The sequence below is a fragment of the Actinoplanes italicus genome (assembly GCF_003001815.1).
GTDB classification, from domain to species: domain Bacteria; phylum Actinomycetota; class Actinomycetes; order Mycobacteriales; family Micromonosporaceae; genus Actinoplanes; species Actinoplanes italicus.
Genome location: NZ_PVMZ01000003.1, coordinates 138,521 through 155,076 on the forward strand (window position 1 = coordinate 138,521; position 16,556 = coordinate 155,076).

Here is a 16,556-nt window from a genome sequence, read left to right on the forward strand (position 1 = left end):
CTCTCTAACGCCGGAACTGTTCGACGTGCAGCGCGAACGACCGCTCGAGCTTCGGCATCCAGTACGCGTCGTCGTGCCGGCCCGGGCCGAGCTGGTAGTCGTGGCGGACGCCCTTGGCGGCCAGCGCGGTGCTCATCTGCTGCGCTGCCGCCCCGAACCGGTACTCGTCGGAGTCGCCGCCGTCGAAGTAGAAGCGGTGCCGGTTCAGGTCGGCCGCGGTCATGCCGGCGACCAGCGTGAGCGGCCGCAGCCCGGCGTTGGCGGCCTGCTCGGCGGGGGTGCCGACGAGCGGCGGCAGGCTGAGCGCGCCCATGTGGCTGGCGATCGAGCTGAACACGTCCGGGTTCTTGAGGCCGAGCGTGAAGGCGCCCTGCCCGCCCATGGAGACGCCGCTGATGCCACGGTGGTCCCGGTCGGGGATCGTGCGGTAGACCCTGTCGACCAGCGGCACGATCTCGCCGACGATCATGGTGCGGTAGTTGCCGGCCGAGGTGTCGACGTACCAGCCGCTGCCGCCGTCCGGGAACACGACGATCGCCTCGACGCCGAGTGTGTCCAGCACGGTGTCGATCTTCCGTGCCTCCCACTCGATGTTGCTGCCGTTGAAGCCGTTGAGCATGTAGACGACCGGGAACCGCTTGGCGCCGGTCCGGGTGTAGTCCTTCGGCAGGTACACGTTGAACTGCGCCCGGCGGCCCATCGCCGCGGAGGCGTAGTCGTCGCGGAAGAACCGGGACCGGTCGCCGAGTTCGAGCTGCTTGCGCGGGTCGATGTAGAGCAGCTCGCGGGTCGGCGGCAGCCCGGTCCAGGTGCGGATGGTGTCGACGACGAGCCGGCCGCGGTTGTCCACGAAGACCTCGGCCTGCGTGTCGGTCAGCGTGACCTTCCCGGTCTTGAGCAGGGCCTTCAGCTCAGTGAGGCGGCGGTCGGCGGTGTCGCCCTGGTGGAAGAAGCCCGGTGCCAGGGTCGCGGCGTAGCCACGGACGTCCCCGGCGGCCACGGCGCGGTGCTGCCGGTTCAGGACGGCACAGGCATGGGCCAATTGGGTACGGGTCGCGGCGGTCCCGGTGGTGCCGGCCAGGGCACGCAGCCGGGCCTTGGAGAACAGCCCGACCGGCCCCTGGTAGAAGCCGCCTCCGCCGGTGCCGTCGTACACGCGGACTGCCAGCACGTTGGTGCCGCCCCACCTGAGGAGCCCGTCGGCCGGGTAGTACTCGCGTGGCACCTCCCAGGTGGAGTCGAAGCTCGGCGGGAAGCCGCCGGTGCGGCCGATCTCCGATCCGTTGAGGAAGGCCTGGTCCGCGTCGTCGATCTTGCCGAGCGCGGCGACCACGGCCGAGTCGGTGACCCCGGCCGGGCGCTCGGGCAGGGTGAACGTCTTCCGGTACCAGGCGAACCCGTCGTACGAGGCCAGGTCGGTGTGCGCGCCCCAGTTGTCCGGGACGGTCCAGTCACGCCAGGCGCCGTCGGTGAACGCCGGGTCCGACCAGGCGGGGTCGTCGCCGGTGGTGAACTTCCAGCCGTCCCCGGCCAGGTCCACACCGAAGTCGACGGAACCGGTCGTGGCGCAGGACGTGTCGCCGGGCTTAGGCCCTGCTGAAGCCGATGTGGGAACGTTCACAGACGCAAAAGTCAGGAGTATGGTGCCCAGCAGGGCGGCGCCCGCGCGGCGGGCGGAGTGAGGTTTCGGTGACATAGAGCCTCTCCTAGAGGGCATGTTCACAGGTTCACACACGAAACGTGGTAGACGCACATTCGCAACATTCCCGATCGATGTCAACCAGGGATCTAAGTGGCGGATGGGATGTTGGAAAATGTGCGACCCCGTCGCTGACGGGGCTGCTCGGCTTGATGGGGCTCGATAGCATTTCGGCACCGCCAGGCTTTCGGGAGAGGAACCCGTGACACGTCTCCAGCAGGGATTACGCAGAGCCGCCAATGCGGTCGCCGAGGGCGGCGACCCGCGCGCGGTGGCCATCGAGGAGGCTCGCCGGCTCGGCGGCGCCCTGACCGAGGGATCGAACCCGGGCGTCGACCCGGTCGACTTCCCGGCGGCACGCGACCTCGGCGGCAGCGTCGACACCGTCATGGAACAGCGGATGGTCGCGCTGGACGAGGCCGGTGAGGTCCTCAACCGCAGCGAGCTGCGCCGCGAGGGCGGCGAGCAGGCGCACGTCATCTGCCCCATGGTGATCCCGCGCGGCCGGTCGCTGGTGACCATGCTCCCGGTCCTGCTGCTCCCGGTGATCGGGCTGATCGCGGCCGCCGGGCTCGGGGTGACCGGCCGGGACGTGCTGACCAACCCGTACTTCGGCGTTCACTATTGGGTGCTGTCGCTGCTGGCGGTCGGCTTCGTCTGGTGGCGGCAGGGCATGGTGATGGTGCCGGACGGCTGCGCCGCCCTCATCACCCGCTTCGGCAAGCTGGAGCAGGTGGTCGGTCCCGGCCGGATCATCCTGCTGAACCCGTGGAAGCGGGTGTCGTACATCGTCAACACCACCCGTGAGTACCCGTTCAACGCCCCGGTCCGTGAGGCGCCCACCAAGGGCGGGGTGAAGGCGTCCATCGACCTGTTCATCCAGTTCCGGATCAGCGACCCGGTCGAGTTCGTCTACACGCTCGGCGCGGTCCGCGGCTTCCAGGAGAAGTTGAGCAACGCGGTCAGCGAGACGATCCGGAGCCTGATCTACGAGCAGGCGGCCGCGGACATCTACAACATGGTCGGCGAGGACACCGGCCGCCTGCTGGACCAGCTCAACCAGCAGTTCCGTCCGGCCGTCGAGCTGACCAACGCCAACATCACGCACGCCGAGCCGTCGGACCGCAAGTACCGGATGGACCTGGCCGCGCCCGAGATGGTCCGGGTCGCCAAGGACGCCTACACCCACGAGTACGCGCTGACGCTGCGCAAGGAGCAGGACGAGGGCGACCTGATCAAGGAACTCGCCAGCCTGCAGGAGACGCTGTCCGCGATCCAGGCCGACATCGCCCAGTACCAGGCGCAGATGGACACCGCCCTGGAACGCGAGACCAACCGCGCCGAGGCGACGGCCCGGCAGCGCTACATCCTGGCCGAGTCCGAGGCGAAGGCGAACGCCGCGCTGCTGGACGCACAGGCCCTGGACATCCGCGCGGTGACCGCTGCCGAGGCGCCGGAGATCCTGGAGTACCGCTACCAGCGTGAGGTCCTCGACCGGCTGGAGGAGGTGGCCGGTCATCTGCCCCGGCTGATCCGGATCGGCGGCTCCTCCGACCCGAACGGCGCGGTCGGCGTCGACCTGCTGCAACTCGCCCGTGAGATGGTCGGCGAGCGCGGCAACGAGCTGTTCACCGAGGCCGACATGGCCGCCATGCGGACCCGGCTGACCGAGGTCGCGGCCCGGATCGCCGATCGCGAGCAGGAGATCAACGCACTGCGCGACGGCGACGCCCCGACGGTCCCGGCCGTCGTGGTGGTTCCGGCTGAGGACGACGAGGAGCAGGCATGAGCGCCCCGGCGAAGAACCGCAGTTCGTCCATCTCGGAGGCGGTGGCCCCGTGGAGCGACGTCGCCCGGCTGCTCCGTGGTGGTGACGCCGGCACCCTGGTCCCGGTCGTCATCCCGAAACATCGCCGTCGGCAGGGCTGGCTCGCCCCGCTCTGGCTCGGCCTGCTCGCGCTGCTGTCCGGCGTGATGTTCACAATCGACGGCGACGACGGCGTGCTGTCCGTCCTGGCGTACCTCTCCGGGGTCTTCTTCCTGCTGGTCGGCGTGCTCTGGTGGTGGCGGTCGTCGATCGTGGAGATCGAGCAGGGCACCAACGGCGTGCTGACCCGGTACGGCGCGGTCACCCGCACCCTCGACCCGGGCCGGCACTACCTGTGGCACCCGTGGTCGCGGGTCGCGTTCGTGGTCGACGTGGCCACCGAGATCCCGTACTCGGCGCCGGTCATGGCATGCCCCACCAGGGAGAACGTGCCGCTGCGCTCGATCGAGTTCTTCATGAAGCTGCGGATCACCGACGCCGTGCTGTTCGTGCGGACGATCGGCGCCGGCAACTTCGATCTGGTGCTCTCCAGCGCGGTCCAGGACGCGATCCGGCAGCGTGCCCGTCTGGTGCAGACCGAGCGGGCGTACGACCTGCGCGGCTCCGACGTCGCCGACATGCAGGACCTGCTGAACCGCCAGCTCGACCGGTACGGCGTCCGGATCACCGGCTGCAACATCCCGGACGTGCAGCTGCCGGCCCAGTACCAGCAGCACCTGGCCACCCGCGAGCGGGTCGCCAAGGAGAGCACCGCCTACGAGCAGGAGTGGGGCCTGACCCGCAAGCGCCGGATCGATCAGCTCCAGATGGACATCGAGCGGGCCAAGAAGGTGCGCGACGCCCGGATCGTCGAGGTCAAGGCTTCGCTCAACAAGGCCCGCGAGCAGGTCGCCCAGCTGCTCGAGGAGCAGGAGACCAACGCGCAGCGGGTCCGGTTCGAGATCGAGACGCGGGGTCGCAGCGGCCTGATCGCGGCCGAGAACGAGGCGAAGGCCCAGCGGCGGCTCGCCCAGGCTTACCGCGACAACCGGGCCGTCCTGCAGTACGAACTGGCCCTGCGCCGGCTCGAGGTGGGCGCCGAGCTCGCCGGTCAGGCACCGCAGCCGGTGGTGGTGCGTACCGACGGCGACGGTGGTGCCGACACATCGGCGCTGGCCACGCTGCTCGCGGCTCAGCTGCTGCCACGGACGGTCGCGCTGCCGGCCGCCGAGCGCAACGACCGGCCCAAGGATGGCCTTGGCAACAACGGAGGTTGATGCCATCGTCGAGCGGTGATCGACGACGCTTACCTCTGGCTGGAAGACCTCGACGAGCCCGCCGCCGCCCGGTGGGTCGCGGATCGCAACAGCGAGACGCTGACCGCACTGGGCGGCGAGGGGTTCACCCGGACCAGGGACGCGATCCGCGAGGTGCACGACAGCAAGGACCGCATCCCGTTCCCGGTGTGGTTCGGCGACGGCTGGTACTACAACTTCTGGAAAGACGCCGACCACCCGCGCGGCGTCTGGCGACGGACCACCGCCGAGCAGTACCGCCACGACGAACCCGACTGGGACGTGCTCCTCGACGTCGGCGCCCTGAACGAGGCCGAGCGCGAGAACTGGGCGTGGAACGACGTGACCGTCCTGCGGCCCGGTCACGACCGCTGCCTGATCAGTCTGTCCCGGGGCGGCGCCGACGCCGTGGTGGTGCGCGAGTTCGACCTGGTCCGCCGCGAGTTCGTGGCCGGCGGGTTCGCCCTGCCCGAGGCGAAGACCTGGCTCAGCTGGATCGACGCCGACCACCTCTGGGTCTCCACCGACTTCGGGCCGGGCTCCCTGACGTCCTCGGGCTACCCGCGCGTCGTCAAACGGTGGCGGCGGGGGACCCCGCTCGCCGAGGCGGAGACGGTCTTCGAGGGCGACGCCGACGACGTGCTGGTCCATGCGGTGCACGACCCGACCGAGGGCCACGAGCTGGACGTGGTGATCCGGAGACGGGACTTCCACCACACCGAGCGTCATCTGGTCACGTCGTCGGGCGAGCTGGTGCGGATCGACGTGCCCGACGACGCCGCCGTCGAGTCGCATCGCAACCGGCTGCTGGTCCTGCTCAGGTCACCGTGGACGGTCGGCGGGGTCACCCATCCGGCCGGCGCGCTGCTGGTCACCGAGCTCGACCGGCGCGAGTTCACCGTCCTGTTCCGCCCGGACGAGCACACGTCGCTCACCAGCTGGGCGTGGACCCGTAACCACCTGCTGCTGGTCACGATGAGTGACGTCAGGACCCGGATCGAGATCCTCACCCCGGACACGCCGCAGTGGCGGCGGGAGCCGCTGCCGGGCGCCGGCGAGTTCGACCAGGTCCGGATCGTCGACACCGACCCGCACAACGGCGACGCCTTCCTGATCTGCTCTGAGGGCTTCCTGAGCCCCGCGACGCTCAGTCTCGGCACGGTCGGCGGTCCGGTCGAGGTCCTCAAACGGCAGCCGGAGTTCTTCGACGCCGACGGTCTGACGGTCCGGCAGTTCTTCGCCACCTCGGCGGACGGCACCCGGGTGCCGTACTTCGTCGTCGGCCGCGACGACGCCGGTCCCACGCTGCTCACCGGGTACGGCGGCTTCGAGGTGCCGATGGTCCCCGGCTACAGCGGCGTCGCGGGGCGCGGCTGGCTGGCGCGCGGCGGCACCTTCGTGCTCGCCAACATCCGGGGCGGCGGCGAGTACGGCCCCGCGTGGCACCGCGCCGCGCTGCGGGAGAACCGGCCACGGGCGTACGAGGACTTCGCGGCCGTCGCGACCGACCTGGTCGCCCGGGGGATCACCAAGCCGGAGCGGCTGGGCATCCGCGGTGGCAGCAACGGCGGTCTGCTGATGGGCGTCATGCTGACCCGATACCCGGAGCTGTTCGGGGCGGTCGTCGCGGCCGTACCGCTGCTCGACATGCGTCGCTACACGAAACTGCTGGCCGGCAAGTCGTGGGTGGCCGAGTACGGCGACCCGGACGTCACCGCCGACTGGGAGTTCCTGCGGCAGTACTCGCCCTACCAGAACGTCCGGCCCGGACGAGCGTACCCACCGGTCCTGTTCACGACCTCGACCCGCGACGACCGCGTCCATCCCGGGCACGCCCGTAAGATGGCCGCCCTGATGCTGGAGCTCGGCTACGACGTCACGTACCACGAGAACGTGGAGGGCGGCCATGCCGGCGCCGCCGACAACAGCCAGGCCGCCACCATGGATGCCCTGGTCCTCGAGTTCCTCTGGCGGCGTCTGACGGAGACCGCCAGCTGACGGAGACCGCCGGCCGACGGAGACCGGGCTCACCTGGTGAAAAGCACGGCCCGGGCGTCCACGTTGACGATGTGACCGGTGCCGAGTGGAGCGGCCGGGCGGTTCCAGTGAACGTGACCGCACAGGGTGATCGAGGGGGTCCGCCGCTCCAGGAGGTCGCGCAGGGCCACCCGGCCGGGCTGGTCGGGGCCCGTCCCGCGTGGGCCCTCGTGCAGGAGCAGGACGTCCGGCGGGGGCGAGGTGACCTCGCCGACCGCGGCCAGGAACGCGTCCTCCGTACGACGGAAAGGTCTTGCCGGGTCTCCGATGACGCCGCTGACCCCGGCGACCGTGAGGTCGCCGAAACGGTGCCGGGAGCCGTCCAGAAGGGCGGTACTCGGTCCGAGGGCGGCGACGCGGCCGGCGGAGACCTCGTCGTGGTTGCCGGCGACGCCGAGCACCGCCGGGCAGCCGGCCGCCGCGAAGGCCGCCCACACGTCGTACACGTCGCCCGATACGCCGCGCCGGTCGGCGTTCGGCGCCGAGTAGAAGTCGCCGGTGAGCAGCACCCCGATCTCGCCGGGCGGGGGCACCAGGCCGCCCTCGGCCCACAGGCGCAGATAGCCGGCCAGCGCGGCGCCGAGCAGGACCGGGCCGCCGCCGGTCGGCGCGGGCGCGACACCCTGCAGGTCGCCGGTGGCGAGCAGGGCCGCACAGCCGGTCGGGAGCGTGTCGACCCGGAGGGTCTCGACGGCGAGTTGCAGGTTCCGGGTGGCGCCGCCGGGACCCGCGGCCCGGTACGGGAGCGTCGCCAGCCGTTTCGGCCGGTCGTCCAGCAGCCGCATGTCAGTCAGCCCCCGTGCCTTGGTCGATGCGCGCGTCGACGCCCATCGAATCGCGAGCTGTGGATCAATGCAAGTCGGTAACCGTCCGGCAACCCGGGGGCCGGGTACCGCTGAAGGGGGACTGCGGCGATCGGGCCCGGCGGCAACCGGACCGCAACGCTAGAAAGGGGACGACACCCCGTTTGCAACCCCTTTGCCATCAGCGGGACCCTGCAGGGACCGACGCCGCCGCCGAATGAGAGGTCACCCCCGAAAAGCAACTTGCGAGAGGCATCCATCCCCCCATGAGCAGCTTCCGCGTTCGCACCGCAGCCCTTGCCTCCTCCGTTCTGATGACGCTCGGCCTTACTTCCGCCCCGTCCCTCGCTACCGGCCAGACTTCCTCCATGGCCGACCGGATGGCCGCGGTGCAGACCGCCAAGTCGATGAACTACTACCCCTCGGACGCCGGCTGGTCGGCGATGTGGACCGGCTTCGACGCGGTCAGGGTGGACGCCGACCTCGCGAAGATCGCGGAGCTGGGCGCCGACAACGTCCGGGTGATCGTCTTCCCGCAGGCCTTCGGCTGGCCCGCGCCGAAGCCGGAGTACACCGAGAAGCTCCGTAAGTTCGTGAGCATCGCCGACGCGCACGGCCTCACCGTCAAGATCACCCTGTTCGACTGGTGGTCCGGCTACAACGAGGTCACCAACAGCGTCAACTGGGCCAAGTCGGTGCTCGCACCCTACGTGGACGACCCCCGCATCCTCGCCGTCGAGTTGAAGAACGAGTTCCAGCCCGGCGACGCGGCCGCGGTCACCTGGGTCAAGCAGCTCATCCCGGCGATCCGGGCGTACGCCCCGACCATGCCGCTGACCCTCTCGGTCGACGGCGGCACCGGCGCGGCCGGCATGGCGAAGATCAGGTCCGAGCTGGGCGGCACCCCGCTCGACTACTACGACTTCCACTTCTACGGCTCCTCGGAGCGGGCGCTCGCCGAGATCCGCAAAGCGCAGGCGGCCGTCTCTCCTGCCCCGATCGTGATCGGCGAGACCGGTGTCAGCAGCGCCGTCGTCAGCGAGGGCGAGCAGGGCGTCTACCTGGCCCGCGTGTTCCGCGCCGCCTCCGAGGCGGGTGTCGGCTCGGTGTCGCCGTGGACGCTGAACGACTTCTCGAACGGCGCCATCCCCGCCAACTCGCAGGTGTCGCAGATGCCGGCCCAGTACAAGTTCGGCCTCTACCGTGCCGACGGCGCCCCGAAGTTCGCGTCCACCGTCGTGCGTACCTGGTGGACCACCGGCGCCGTCCCGAACTCACTGCTGAACCTCGGCTTCGAGGCGGCCGCGTCCGACTCGCCGTGGCGCCTGGCAAACACCGACGCCGGTGTTCCCGTCGTCGGCACCGACGTCGTCCGCAGCGGAGCCAAGTCGGTCAAGTTCGCCGGGACCACCCGTACCGCCGCCGGTCTGCCCTCGCTGGTCACCTCGCCGATCACCCCCGTCCAGGCCGGCTACCGCTGGCGCGCCGAGGCGTACGCCCGCGGCGCCGCCGCCACCGGTGTCACCGAGATCGCGCTGAGCTGGTTCGACGTGAACGGCAAGTGGATCGGCCAGAGCACCTCGAACCGCCTGCCGGCAGGCAACACCACCTGGACCAAGCTGGTCGTCGAGACGGTCGCCCCGGCCGGTGCCACCAGCGTCCAGCTGCACCTGAAGTCGGGTGACAACACCGGCGCCGTGTGGTTCGACGACGTCGCCATCTCCTAGAGGCAAGGGGCCGGGGTGGGGAAGGGGGGCCGGCCGGCCCCCCTTCCTCGTTATCGGCAGGTCCAGATCAGGGGGTCGTTGCCCACCTTGTCACCGGGCAGGCTGAAGGAGCTCGACCCGCCGATCACCCGTCCGTCCACGCTGATGCTGCTGATCTGGTAGTCGCCGCCGGTCGGGTGGCGCGGCAGTTTCACCGTCTCGTTCCCGGCCAGCACGACGGGTCCGCCGAGGTCACCGGCCAGCCAGCCGTTCTCGGAGATCAGGGCCGGGATGACGTTCTGCGCCAGCAGCTCATAGGTGCCGTCGGCGATCCGGTAGCGGAAGGACGCGAACGTCCTGACGTCTTTCTCGTCGAAGACGGCCCGGCCGGCCACCCAGCCGTCGATGATCGATTCCGGCCAGAAGAGGTCGGCCTTCTTCCTGCCGACGCTCGGCAGCGGCATCATCCTGGCGGTGCCGTCGGGCAGCCACAGGTATCCGGTGCTCTCCCGCTTGCCGGGAGGCTCGACGCTGCCGACCACGGTGCCGTCCTCGCTGATGCCCTCCGCCCTGCCCAGCGTGACGCCGTCCGGCAGCGGCAGTCTGGTCACCTTGGCGTCGACCGAGTTCCACCGGACCGGTGCCTCGTTCAGCACCTCGCCGATGGAACCGACCACGACGCCCGCGTCGTTGATGGCGTATGCGGCGGTGGCCCGCCCGTTCAGGGCCGTGACCTTCCCGTCGCGGTAGACGTAGGCCTGCTCACGATCGTCGGTGACGAAACCGGACCCGACCGCGACTCCGGACCGGTTGATGTCGGACCACCGGCCGTCGTCACCGGGCACCGTCGGCCGGGCGAGGATCCGGGCGTCCCGCCAGATGATCGTGTTGGCGCTCGGGTTGTTGTAGAGGCGGCCGGTCAGATACCGCCCGCTCGGGTCACCCGCGGTCACCAGCGCCTTGGTCACCCGGCCGGTGGGCAGCCGGTCGACCCTGCAGTCCTTCGGCCCGGCCGGACCCGCGGGCACCGCGCTGACGGCCGCCGACGCGGTGGCGACGGGCGTCGGTGACGGAACCGGCGTCCCCTCCCGCAGGGCGGTGGCGGCCAGCGTCCCGCCCGCGGCCGTGACCGAGGTCACCGCCACCAGGGCCAGGCCTCCGGACCAGCGGCGCAGCACCCGGCGCCGGCGGCCCTCGGCCATGGCCCGGCCCACGTCGATCCGCGCCGGTCCCTCCGGCTCCCCACGCAGCGGGGTCAGCAGCCGGACGGCGCGTTCGTCGGTCATCTCGTCCTCACCTCTCATCGTTTCTCCCGGGAGACAGCGGGAGCGAGGGCCGGTACACCGAGCAGGGCGCGCAACCTGGTGAGCCCGTGAGCGGTCTGGCTCTTCACGGTCCCCTCCGAGCACCGCAGCAGATCGGCCACCTCACGGACCGGTTTGTCGCACAGGTAGCGCAGCACCAGGACGGCCTGCTGCCGGGGCGGCAGCTTGGCCAGCGCGGCCCGGACCACCGGACCGTCCTCCGGGTTCTGGTCGGCCGGTGGCGGCTCGGGCGACCCGCTCAGCAGCCGCACCTTCCACCAGCCGCGCCGGCGGTCGTCGAGGAAGACCCGGACCAGCATCGTGTGCACGTACGCGTCCACGTTCTCCACCCGGCCGATCCGTGGCCAGCGTGCGTAGAGCTTCGTCAGCGTCTCCTGGACGAAGTCGTCGGCCTGATGTGGATCGCCGCAGAGCAGATAGGCGGTACGCCGTAACTCGGCCACGCGCGCGTGCACGAACGCCAGATAGTCACGGTCAGTTCGTTCCGGCATGTCCTCGCTCCCTGTCGCTGTCTCTCCCTGTCCGACGGCGACCCGCGGGGATCGGTTGTAGACGACTTTCAGGAGGTCTGACTCAGGATGTCATTGAGGACCTTCTGTGCCTGGGCGCGACCGTCCTTGGACTTCGCGACCGCGGCGACCGCCACCTGCCATTCCGGCTCGCCGGAGCGGCCGCCCGCGACGAAGAAGTGGCTCAGGTAGAGCTCGTAGCCGCCGGTGGTGGTGCCCCTGGCGGACTCGGTGAACACCGTGGTGGCGTCCTCGCGGCGGAGCCGGTCGGTGGGCGCGAACCAGAATCCGTTCAACGCGGACTGCACCGCCGTGCCGCACCCCGACGGGCAGGGCCGCAGCATGACGACGATCAGCCCGCGGCCGTTCCCGGCGTTCGGGTCGCTGCATCCGTAGAGCTTGGCGTCGGCGACCCGCTTGTCGTTCTGCGGGCGGCAGTCCCAGCCGTCGGGGGTCCGGAAGGCGAATGGCCAGCCGGTGAACGCCTTGGTCGTGGTCTCGTCGCCGGCCGTGAAGGAGGGCCCGGCCAGTCGGCGCGCGGGAACACCGGTCCGCAGCTCGGGACGGCCGGCCGCCTCGGCCGGTCGGGTCCGGTCCGGGACGGATGTCGGCAGGCCGGGCCCGTCGGTGGGCAGCGGCGGCAGGGCGGGGACGACGCCATCCTCCGACGGAGCGGGGGTGGCGGTGCTCCCGGCGGTCTGCCGGGCGGAGAGGAGGCCGAGGCTCGAGAACGTCGATGCGGCGCTGCACAGCGCCAGCACCAGCGTGAGCACCATCAGGATGATGAAGGCGGCCATGCCCGGGTACTTCTGCGGCGGTGATCCGAGCGCGCCGCGGGCGTTGACCACCAGCGGCGACTTGTACTCCAGATCCACGGACCGGCCGGGATGGGCGGTGACCACGAGATCCGCCTTACCCATCCGGCGCGGGAGGAGATAGGGAGTGTGGACGTGCACGTGGTGCTGCCCGGGCGTGACCGGCACCACGACGGGCTCGTTCCACCCGATTCTCACCGGCTGCCCGTCAATGATCAGAACGGGCTTCACCAGGGCCAGAAGAAATGCGAGCGGAAAATACCTGGCAGTCACCGTGATCGTCGAATAGCCGTGATCATATTGACCGGCAGTCCCGTAGGCCGAGTCGGTCCAGGCCTGCTCGTAGGCGCCCGGTGAATACGACGGCCATTGTTCGGTGTACATGCGATCAGCCCCTGAAGTGAATGCTTCCGACGCGTTCACTTCAGGAGAACCCCCTCGCCGGAAATCCGGTTCAGGCCGTCATGCCGACTCCAGCACCGGCCGGCCCAGCCACGCCATCAGATCGGTCGCCCGTACCGGCTTGCTGATGTGGTAACCCTGCGCGTTGGCGCAGCCCAGCTGGCCGAGCAGGACGAGGGCCGCCTCGTCCTCGACGCCCTCGGCCACCACCTCGAGGTCCAGGGCCCGGGCCAGTTCGAGCACGGCGCGGACGATCGCGGTGCCGCCGTGCGATTCCCCCAGTGTGCGGACGAAGCTGCGGTCGATCTTCAACTCGTGCAGGGGCATGCTCTGCAGGTACGACATCGACGAGTACCCGGTGCCGAAGTCGTCCACCGACAGCCGGACCCCGAGCCCGCGCAACCGGGTCAGGATCGCCGAGGCCTGTGCCGGGTCGCTGATGATCGAGGTCTCGGTGATCTCCAGGGTGAGCACGCCGGCCGGGACGCCGCGGGAGGCGAGGGCCTCCGCCACGCGGTCCGGGAAGGTGTCGTCGAGCAGGCAGACGGTCGGCACGTTGACGGCGACCGGGAGCAGCGTGTCCTGGGCCCGCCAGATCCGGTGCTGGTCCAGTGCCATCCCGAGCACGTGGTCGGTGAGCGGCACGATGATCTCGCTCTCCTCGGCCTGCGGGATGAAGTCGCCGGGGAAGAGCAGCCCGCGCAGCGGGTGCTGCCAGCGGATCAGCGCCTCGACGCCGACGACCCGGCCGGTGCTGGTCGACACCTTGGGCTGGTAGTGCAGCACCAGCTCGTCCTCGTCGATCGCCCGGCGCAGTTCGCCGATCAGGCCGAGCTCCTGCGAGCTGTGCCGGTCCGCGGACGGGTCGTAGACGGCGATGCCGAGGCGGTTGCGCTTGGCCGTGTACATCGCGATGTCGGCGTGCTGGAGCAGCTCCGGGCCCGAGGAGCTGTGCAGCGGGAAGACCGCCGCGCCGATGCTGCCGCTGATGTCCACGGTCACGCCGTCCAGCTCTGCCGGACCCTCCAGCGACTCCAGCAGGCGGCGGGCGATCTCGGAGCAGTGCTCGGGGGAGTGGATCTCCGGCATGAGTACGGCGAACTCGTCACCACCCAGCCGGGCCACGGTGTCGGTGCCGCGGACCGCGGCGGTGAGGCGCGCCGCGACCTCGGAGAGCAGCAGGTCACCGGCGTGGTGCCCGAGGGTGTCGTTGACCTCCTTGAACTTGTTGAGGTCGAGCAGGAGCAGACCGACCGACTCGTCCTGCTCCTGGGCCACGCGCAGCGCCTTCTCGATCTCGTCGGCGAGCAGGGCGCGGTTGGCCAGGCCGGTCAGTTCGTCGTGCAGGGCACGGTAGCGGCTCTCCACGGCCTGGCCCTCGATCCGGCGCTGGTGGGTGAGCAGGATCGAGGCGCAGAGCACGAGCAGCAGGAAGTCGGCGCCGCAGATCACCGCGGCGGCGAGGCTGAGCTTCTGGTTGAAGCTTGCCGCGTCGGCCAGGTACGAGTCCATCGCGAGCCGGTGCCGGTTGACGTTGGCGTTGGCCGACTTGCGCAGGAAGGAGGCGCCGAGGGTGGCCTGATCGGCCAGTTCCTTCATCCGGTCCCGGTTGCTGGTGGTCCGGCGCAGCTCGTTGAGGGTGTCGGTGAAGGCCGCGTAGGAGTCCTGCACCAGGACGATGTTCTCCTTGTCGAGGCTGTCGCCGTTGGCGGCCTGCCACTCGACGTCCGGACGGGTCGAGTGCACGGCGCTGTCCAGCAGGTCCTTGCCGAACTTCTTGGCGACCATGTAGTCGTTGAGCGCCTCGGTCTCGACGCTGATGTGCAGGTCGATCTGGGACCAGTGGTCGCTGATGCGCGAGTTGTGCTCGATGTGGGCGGTGGTGCGCGCGTTGGTCGTGATGCTGACCGCGGCCAGCACCGCGAGGGCGAAGACGCCGAGCGCGAGCCCGATCACGGCAGCCCGGGCGACGGCTTTGCTGCGGACGACCTTCGCGAGCACTCAATCCTCCCAGAGCTGTCCGTCACCGGCCGCCACGAGGCGGCCTTTCGCGGCGGTCCGATCGGTCGAACACCCGCCCGATTGAAGGAGATCGCCCATACTGACTTCGGGCTGGGGCGAAAATAGGAAGACCATGAAATATCGGATCTTTGGCTTTCTGTTGGCTCTGGTGCTGATCGGTACGGCCGGGTGCACCGAGGAGAAGGACGATCGGGACAGATCGCTCACTGTGGGCTTCGTGGTGGCGAACAAGCAGCTCAACTTCTCCCAGGAGATGTCCCTCGGGTTCATCTCCGGCGTGGACCACGTCGGGGACGTCTCTTACCAGGTGGACGGCCCGAACATCGTCGACGGGCCGCGGCAGCTCAGCCTGTTCCGCGACATGGTCACGACCGCACGGGACGGCATCTCGGTGTTCACCCTGACCCCGGACCTGTTCGTCAGCCCGATGGCCGAGGCGGTCGCCGCGGGTGTGCCGGTCATCGCGGTGGACAGCCCGGTCCTGCCGTCGGCCGGGGTCCAGCTGTTCATCGGCAACGACAGCTACGCGCTGGGCCGCCTGCTCGCCCGGCAGGTGATCGCGAGGCTCCCGGCCGGCACCGTCACCGGCAAGATCGTCCTGGGCACCTCCTCACCCGGCGTCACCGTCCTCGACCGCCGGGCCAAGGGCATCCGCGACGAGATCAAGGAGAAGCTCCCGAAGGTGACCCTGGTCGGCCCGTTCGACACCAAGCAGGAGGTCGAGGCGAACCTGGAGGCCTGGAGGAGCCTGGTCAAGGCGAACTCGTCGGCGCTCGCGTTCATCGGCACCGGCGACGCCGACGGCTGGAACCTGGCCGCCCTGCGCCGCAAGGACGACGCCTCCTGGATCGCCGGAGCCTTCGACATCGACCCCAAGTCACTGGCCGCTGTGAAGGCCGGCGACCTGTTGCTGGTCTCACCGGAGAACTTTCTCAAAGGTGCGGTCGCCGGCCGTCTGCAGGCCGAGCACGCCAAGACCGGCAGGGCGCTGCCGCAGGGCTGGCTGTACGTGCCCGGCCTCGCGATCGACCAGGCCAACGTCGACGCCGTGGTGGCCCGTCAGGCGACCATCACCACGCGCGCACAGGCCTTCGCCGCCGAGATCGAGACGATCCTGTCGGACCCTGCCAATCTGCGCCCGATGTCCGAAGTGAGCTAGGAACCCCGAGTACTGTTGCGGCACCCGGCCGGGGCCGTGATGGGGGGACCGTGATTCATCGCTGGCATGTCGTCGCTCTGGCAGCGCTCGCCGCCTTCGCCCTGGCCTGTGACGGGGCCGGCCGCGCCACCCCGAAACCGTCCGGTGAGCCGGAGCCGACCCGCCCGGCGACCGGTTATCCGGCCTCGATGGTGGCGCTCGGCGACTCGATCACCGCGGGTCTCGGCGCCTGCCTCGCGTACGTGGCCTGCGCCCGCAACTCCTGGTCCACCGGGAACAACGCCGCGATCCAGAGCCACTACCAGCGGATCCTGGAGAAGAACGACAAGATCGAGGGCAACGCCGACAATCTGGCGTCACCCGGCGCCGAGGCCGACGCGCTGGAGACCCAGGCCCGCCGGGCGGTCGACCTGAAACCGCAGTACGTGACGATCCTGATCGGTGCCAACGACGCGTGCGCCGGCCGGGTGCGGGACATGACACCGGTGGCGACCTTCCGCGAGCAGATCGACGCGGGCCTGGCCCGGCTGAAGAAGGGCCTGCCCAAGGCGCGGGTGCTGATGGTCAGCATCCCCGACCTCCACCGGCTCTGGCAGGTGGGCCGGGAGGACCCGAAGGCGGTCGAGATCTGGAGCCAGGGCGGGATCTGCCCGTCCATGCTGGCCGCACCCACCTCCACGGCTGACGCTGATCAGAAACGACGGGAACAGGTCCGGGATCGGGTCGACGACTACAACACCCAACTGCGACAGGCATGCCGGGAGTACGGCGACCGCTGCCGCTGGGACGGCGGAGCCGCTCATCGGGTGCGATTCGATCTGGATCAGTTGAACAAGTTCGACTATTTCCATCCGAACGCCGAGGGTCAGAAGGAACTGGCCGATGTGGTCTATCCCGGTCGCTTCACCTGGTGACCGGCATCACATTTCGTGAATCTGGCACCTCCTTTTGCGGTAACGGGTGATTTCAGCACACCT

12 protein-coding genes are annotated in these 16,556 nt (G+C 70.0%); 6 read left to right on the forward strand and 6 right to left on the reverse strand.

Features of this window, described 5'->3' with window-relative positions; genetic code table 11:
- Window positions 1-4: 4 nt before the first annotated feature.
- Window positions 5-1,621 carry an alpha/beta hydrolase gene (locus CLV67_RS08310; protein ID WP_170153779.1) on the reverse strand — a complete coding sequence of 539 codons (1,617 nt, stop codon included), beginning with the start codon at window positions 1,619-1,621 and terminating at the stop codon, window positions 5-7.
- 280 nt (window positions 1,622-1,901) lie between these two features.
- Here CLV67_RS08310 and CLV67_RS08315 point away from each other — a divergent pair, with 280 nt between their 5' ends.
- From CLV67_RS08315 to CLV67_RS08325, 3 genes are read left to right on the forward strand one after another with little or no spacing between them, the layout of a single operon-like run.
- On the forward strand, window positions 1,902-3,488 hold the full coding sequence (locus CLV67_RS08315) for an SPFH domain-containing protein (protein WP_106316601.1): 1,587 nt from the start codon (window positions 1,902-1,904) through the stop codon (window positions 3,486-3,488).
- Window positions 3,485-4,783 (forward strand): SPFH domain-containing protein, encoded by a 1,299-nt coding sequence (locus CLV67_RS08320; protein WP_106316602.1) that lies wholly within the window; start codon window positions 3,485-3,487, stop codon window positions 4,781-4,783. The genes CLV67_RS08315 and CLV67_RS08320 overlap by 4 nt, the downstream gene beginning before the upstream one ends.
- A 15-nt stretch (window positions 4,784-4,798) precedes the next feature.
- Window positions 4,799-6,799, forward strand: coding sequence for a prolyl oligopeptidase family serine peptidase (locus CLV67_RS08325; RefSeq protein ID WP_106316603.1), 2,001 nt, complete (start codon window positions 4,799-4,801; stop codon window positions 6,797-6,799).
- 29 nt (window positions 6,800-6,828) lie between these two features.
- Here the strand turns inward: CLV67_RS08325 and CLV67_RS08330 are convergent, their stop codons facing one another.
- The gene (locus CLV67_RS08330; RefSeq protein ID WP_106316604.1) at window positions 6,829-7,623 is read right to left on the reverse strand and encodes a metallophosphoesterase family protein; all 795 of its coding nucleotides are present in this window, start codon (window positions 7,621-7,623) and stop codon (window positions 6,829-6,831) included.
- 386 nt (window positions 7,624-8,009) lie between these two features.
- Here CLV67_RS08330 and CLV67_RS08335 point away from each other — a divergent pair, with 386 nt between their 5' ends.
- On the forward strand, window positions 8,010-9,368 hold the full coding sequence (locus CLV67_RS08335; RefSeq protein ID WP_239166244.1) for a glycoside hydrolase 5 family protein: 1,359 nt from the start codon (window positions 8,010-8,012) through the stop codon (window positions 9,366-9,368).
- Window positions 9,369-9,418: 50 nt separating this feature from the next.
- On the opposite strand, the gene CLV67_RS08340 is transcribed toward CLV67_RS08335, so the two are convergent.
- From CLV67_RS08340 to CLV67_RS08355, 4 genes are all read right to left on the reverse strand, one after another.
- Window positions 9,419-10,651, reverse strand: coding sequence for a hypothetical protein (locus CLV67_RS08340; RefSeq protein WP_106316606.1), 1,233 nt, complete (start codon window positions 10,649-10,651; stop codon window positions 9,419-9,421).
- A complete protein-coding gene (locus CLV67_RS08345) occupies window positions 10,648-11,163 on the reverse strand; it encodes a SigE family RNA polymerase sigma factor (protein ID WP_106316607.1) in 516 nt (171 codons plus the stop codon). Before CLV67_RS08345 ends, CLV67_RS08340 begins: the two co-directional genes overlap by 4 nt.
- Window positions 11,164-11,231: 68 nt before the next feature.
- On the reverse strand, window positions 11,232-12,380 hold the full coding sequence (locus CLV67_RS08350; protein ID WP_106316608.1) for a hypothetical protein: 1,149 nt from the start codon (window positions 12,378-12,380) through the stop codon (window positions 11,232-11,234).
- 78 nt (window positions 12,381-12,458) lie between these two features.
- Window positions 12,459-14,399 (reverse strand): putative bifunctional diguanylate cyclase/phosphodiesterase, encoded by a 1,941-nt coding sequence (locus CLV67_RS08355; protein WP_106316609.1) that lies wholly within the window; start codon window positions 14,397-14,399, stop codon window positions 12,459-12,461.
- 169 nt (window positions 14,400-14,568) lie between these two features.
- Here CLV67_RS08355 and CLV67_RS08360 point away from each other — a divergent pair, with 169 nt between their 5' ends.
- Window positions 14,569-15,579 carry a sugar ABC transporter substrate-binding protein gene (locus tag CLV67_RS08360; protein ID WP_170153780.1) on the forward strand — a complete coding sequence of 337 codons (1,011 nt, stop codon included), beginning with the start codon at window positions 14,569-14,571 and terminating at the stop codon, window positions 15,577-15,579.
- Window positions 15,580-15,629: 50 nt separating this feature from the next.
- Window positions 15,630-16,493, forward strand: coding sequence for a GDSL-type esterase/lipase family protein (locus CLV67_RS08365; protein ID WP_106316611.1), 864 nt, complete (start codon window positions 15,630-15,632; stop codon window positions 16,491-16,493).
- The last annotated feature ends 63 nt before the right edge of the window (window positions 16,494-16,556 follow it).

Coding starts and splice junctions, on each gene's coding strand:
- CLV67_RS08320 (WP_106316602.1), top strand. CDS start 3,485: ATGAGCGCCCCGGCGAAGAACCGCAGTTCGTCCATCTCGGAGGCGGTG.
- CLV67_RS08330 (WP_106316604.1), bottom strand. CDS start 7,623: ATGCGGCTGCTGGACGACCGGCCGAAACGGCTGGCGACGCTCCCGTAC.
- CLV67_RS08335 (WP_239166244.1), top strand. CDS start 8,010: ATGGCCGACCGGATGGCCGCGGTGCAGACCGCCAAGTCGATGAACTAC.
- CLV67_RS08340 (WP_106316606.1), bottom strand. CDS start 10,651: ATGAGAGGTGAGGACGAGATGACCGACGAACGCGCCGTCCGGCTGCTG.
- CLV67_RS08345 (WP_106316607.1), bottom strand. CDS start 11,163: ATGCCGGAACGAACTGACCGTGACTATCTGGCGTTCGTGCACGCGCGC.
- CLV67_RS08350 (WP_106316608.1), bottom strand. CDS start 12,380: ATGTACACCGAACAATGGCCGTCGTATTCACCGGGCGCCTACGAGCAG.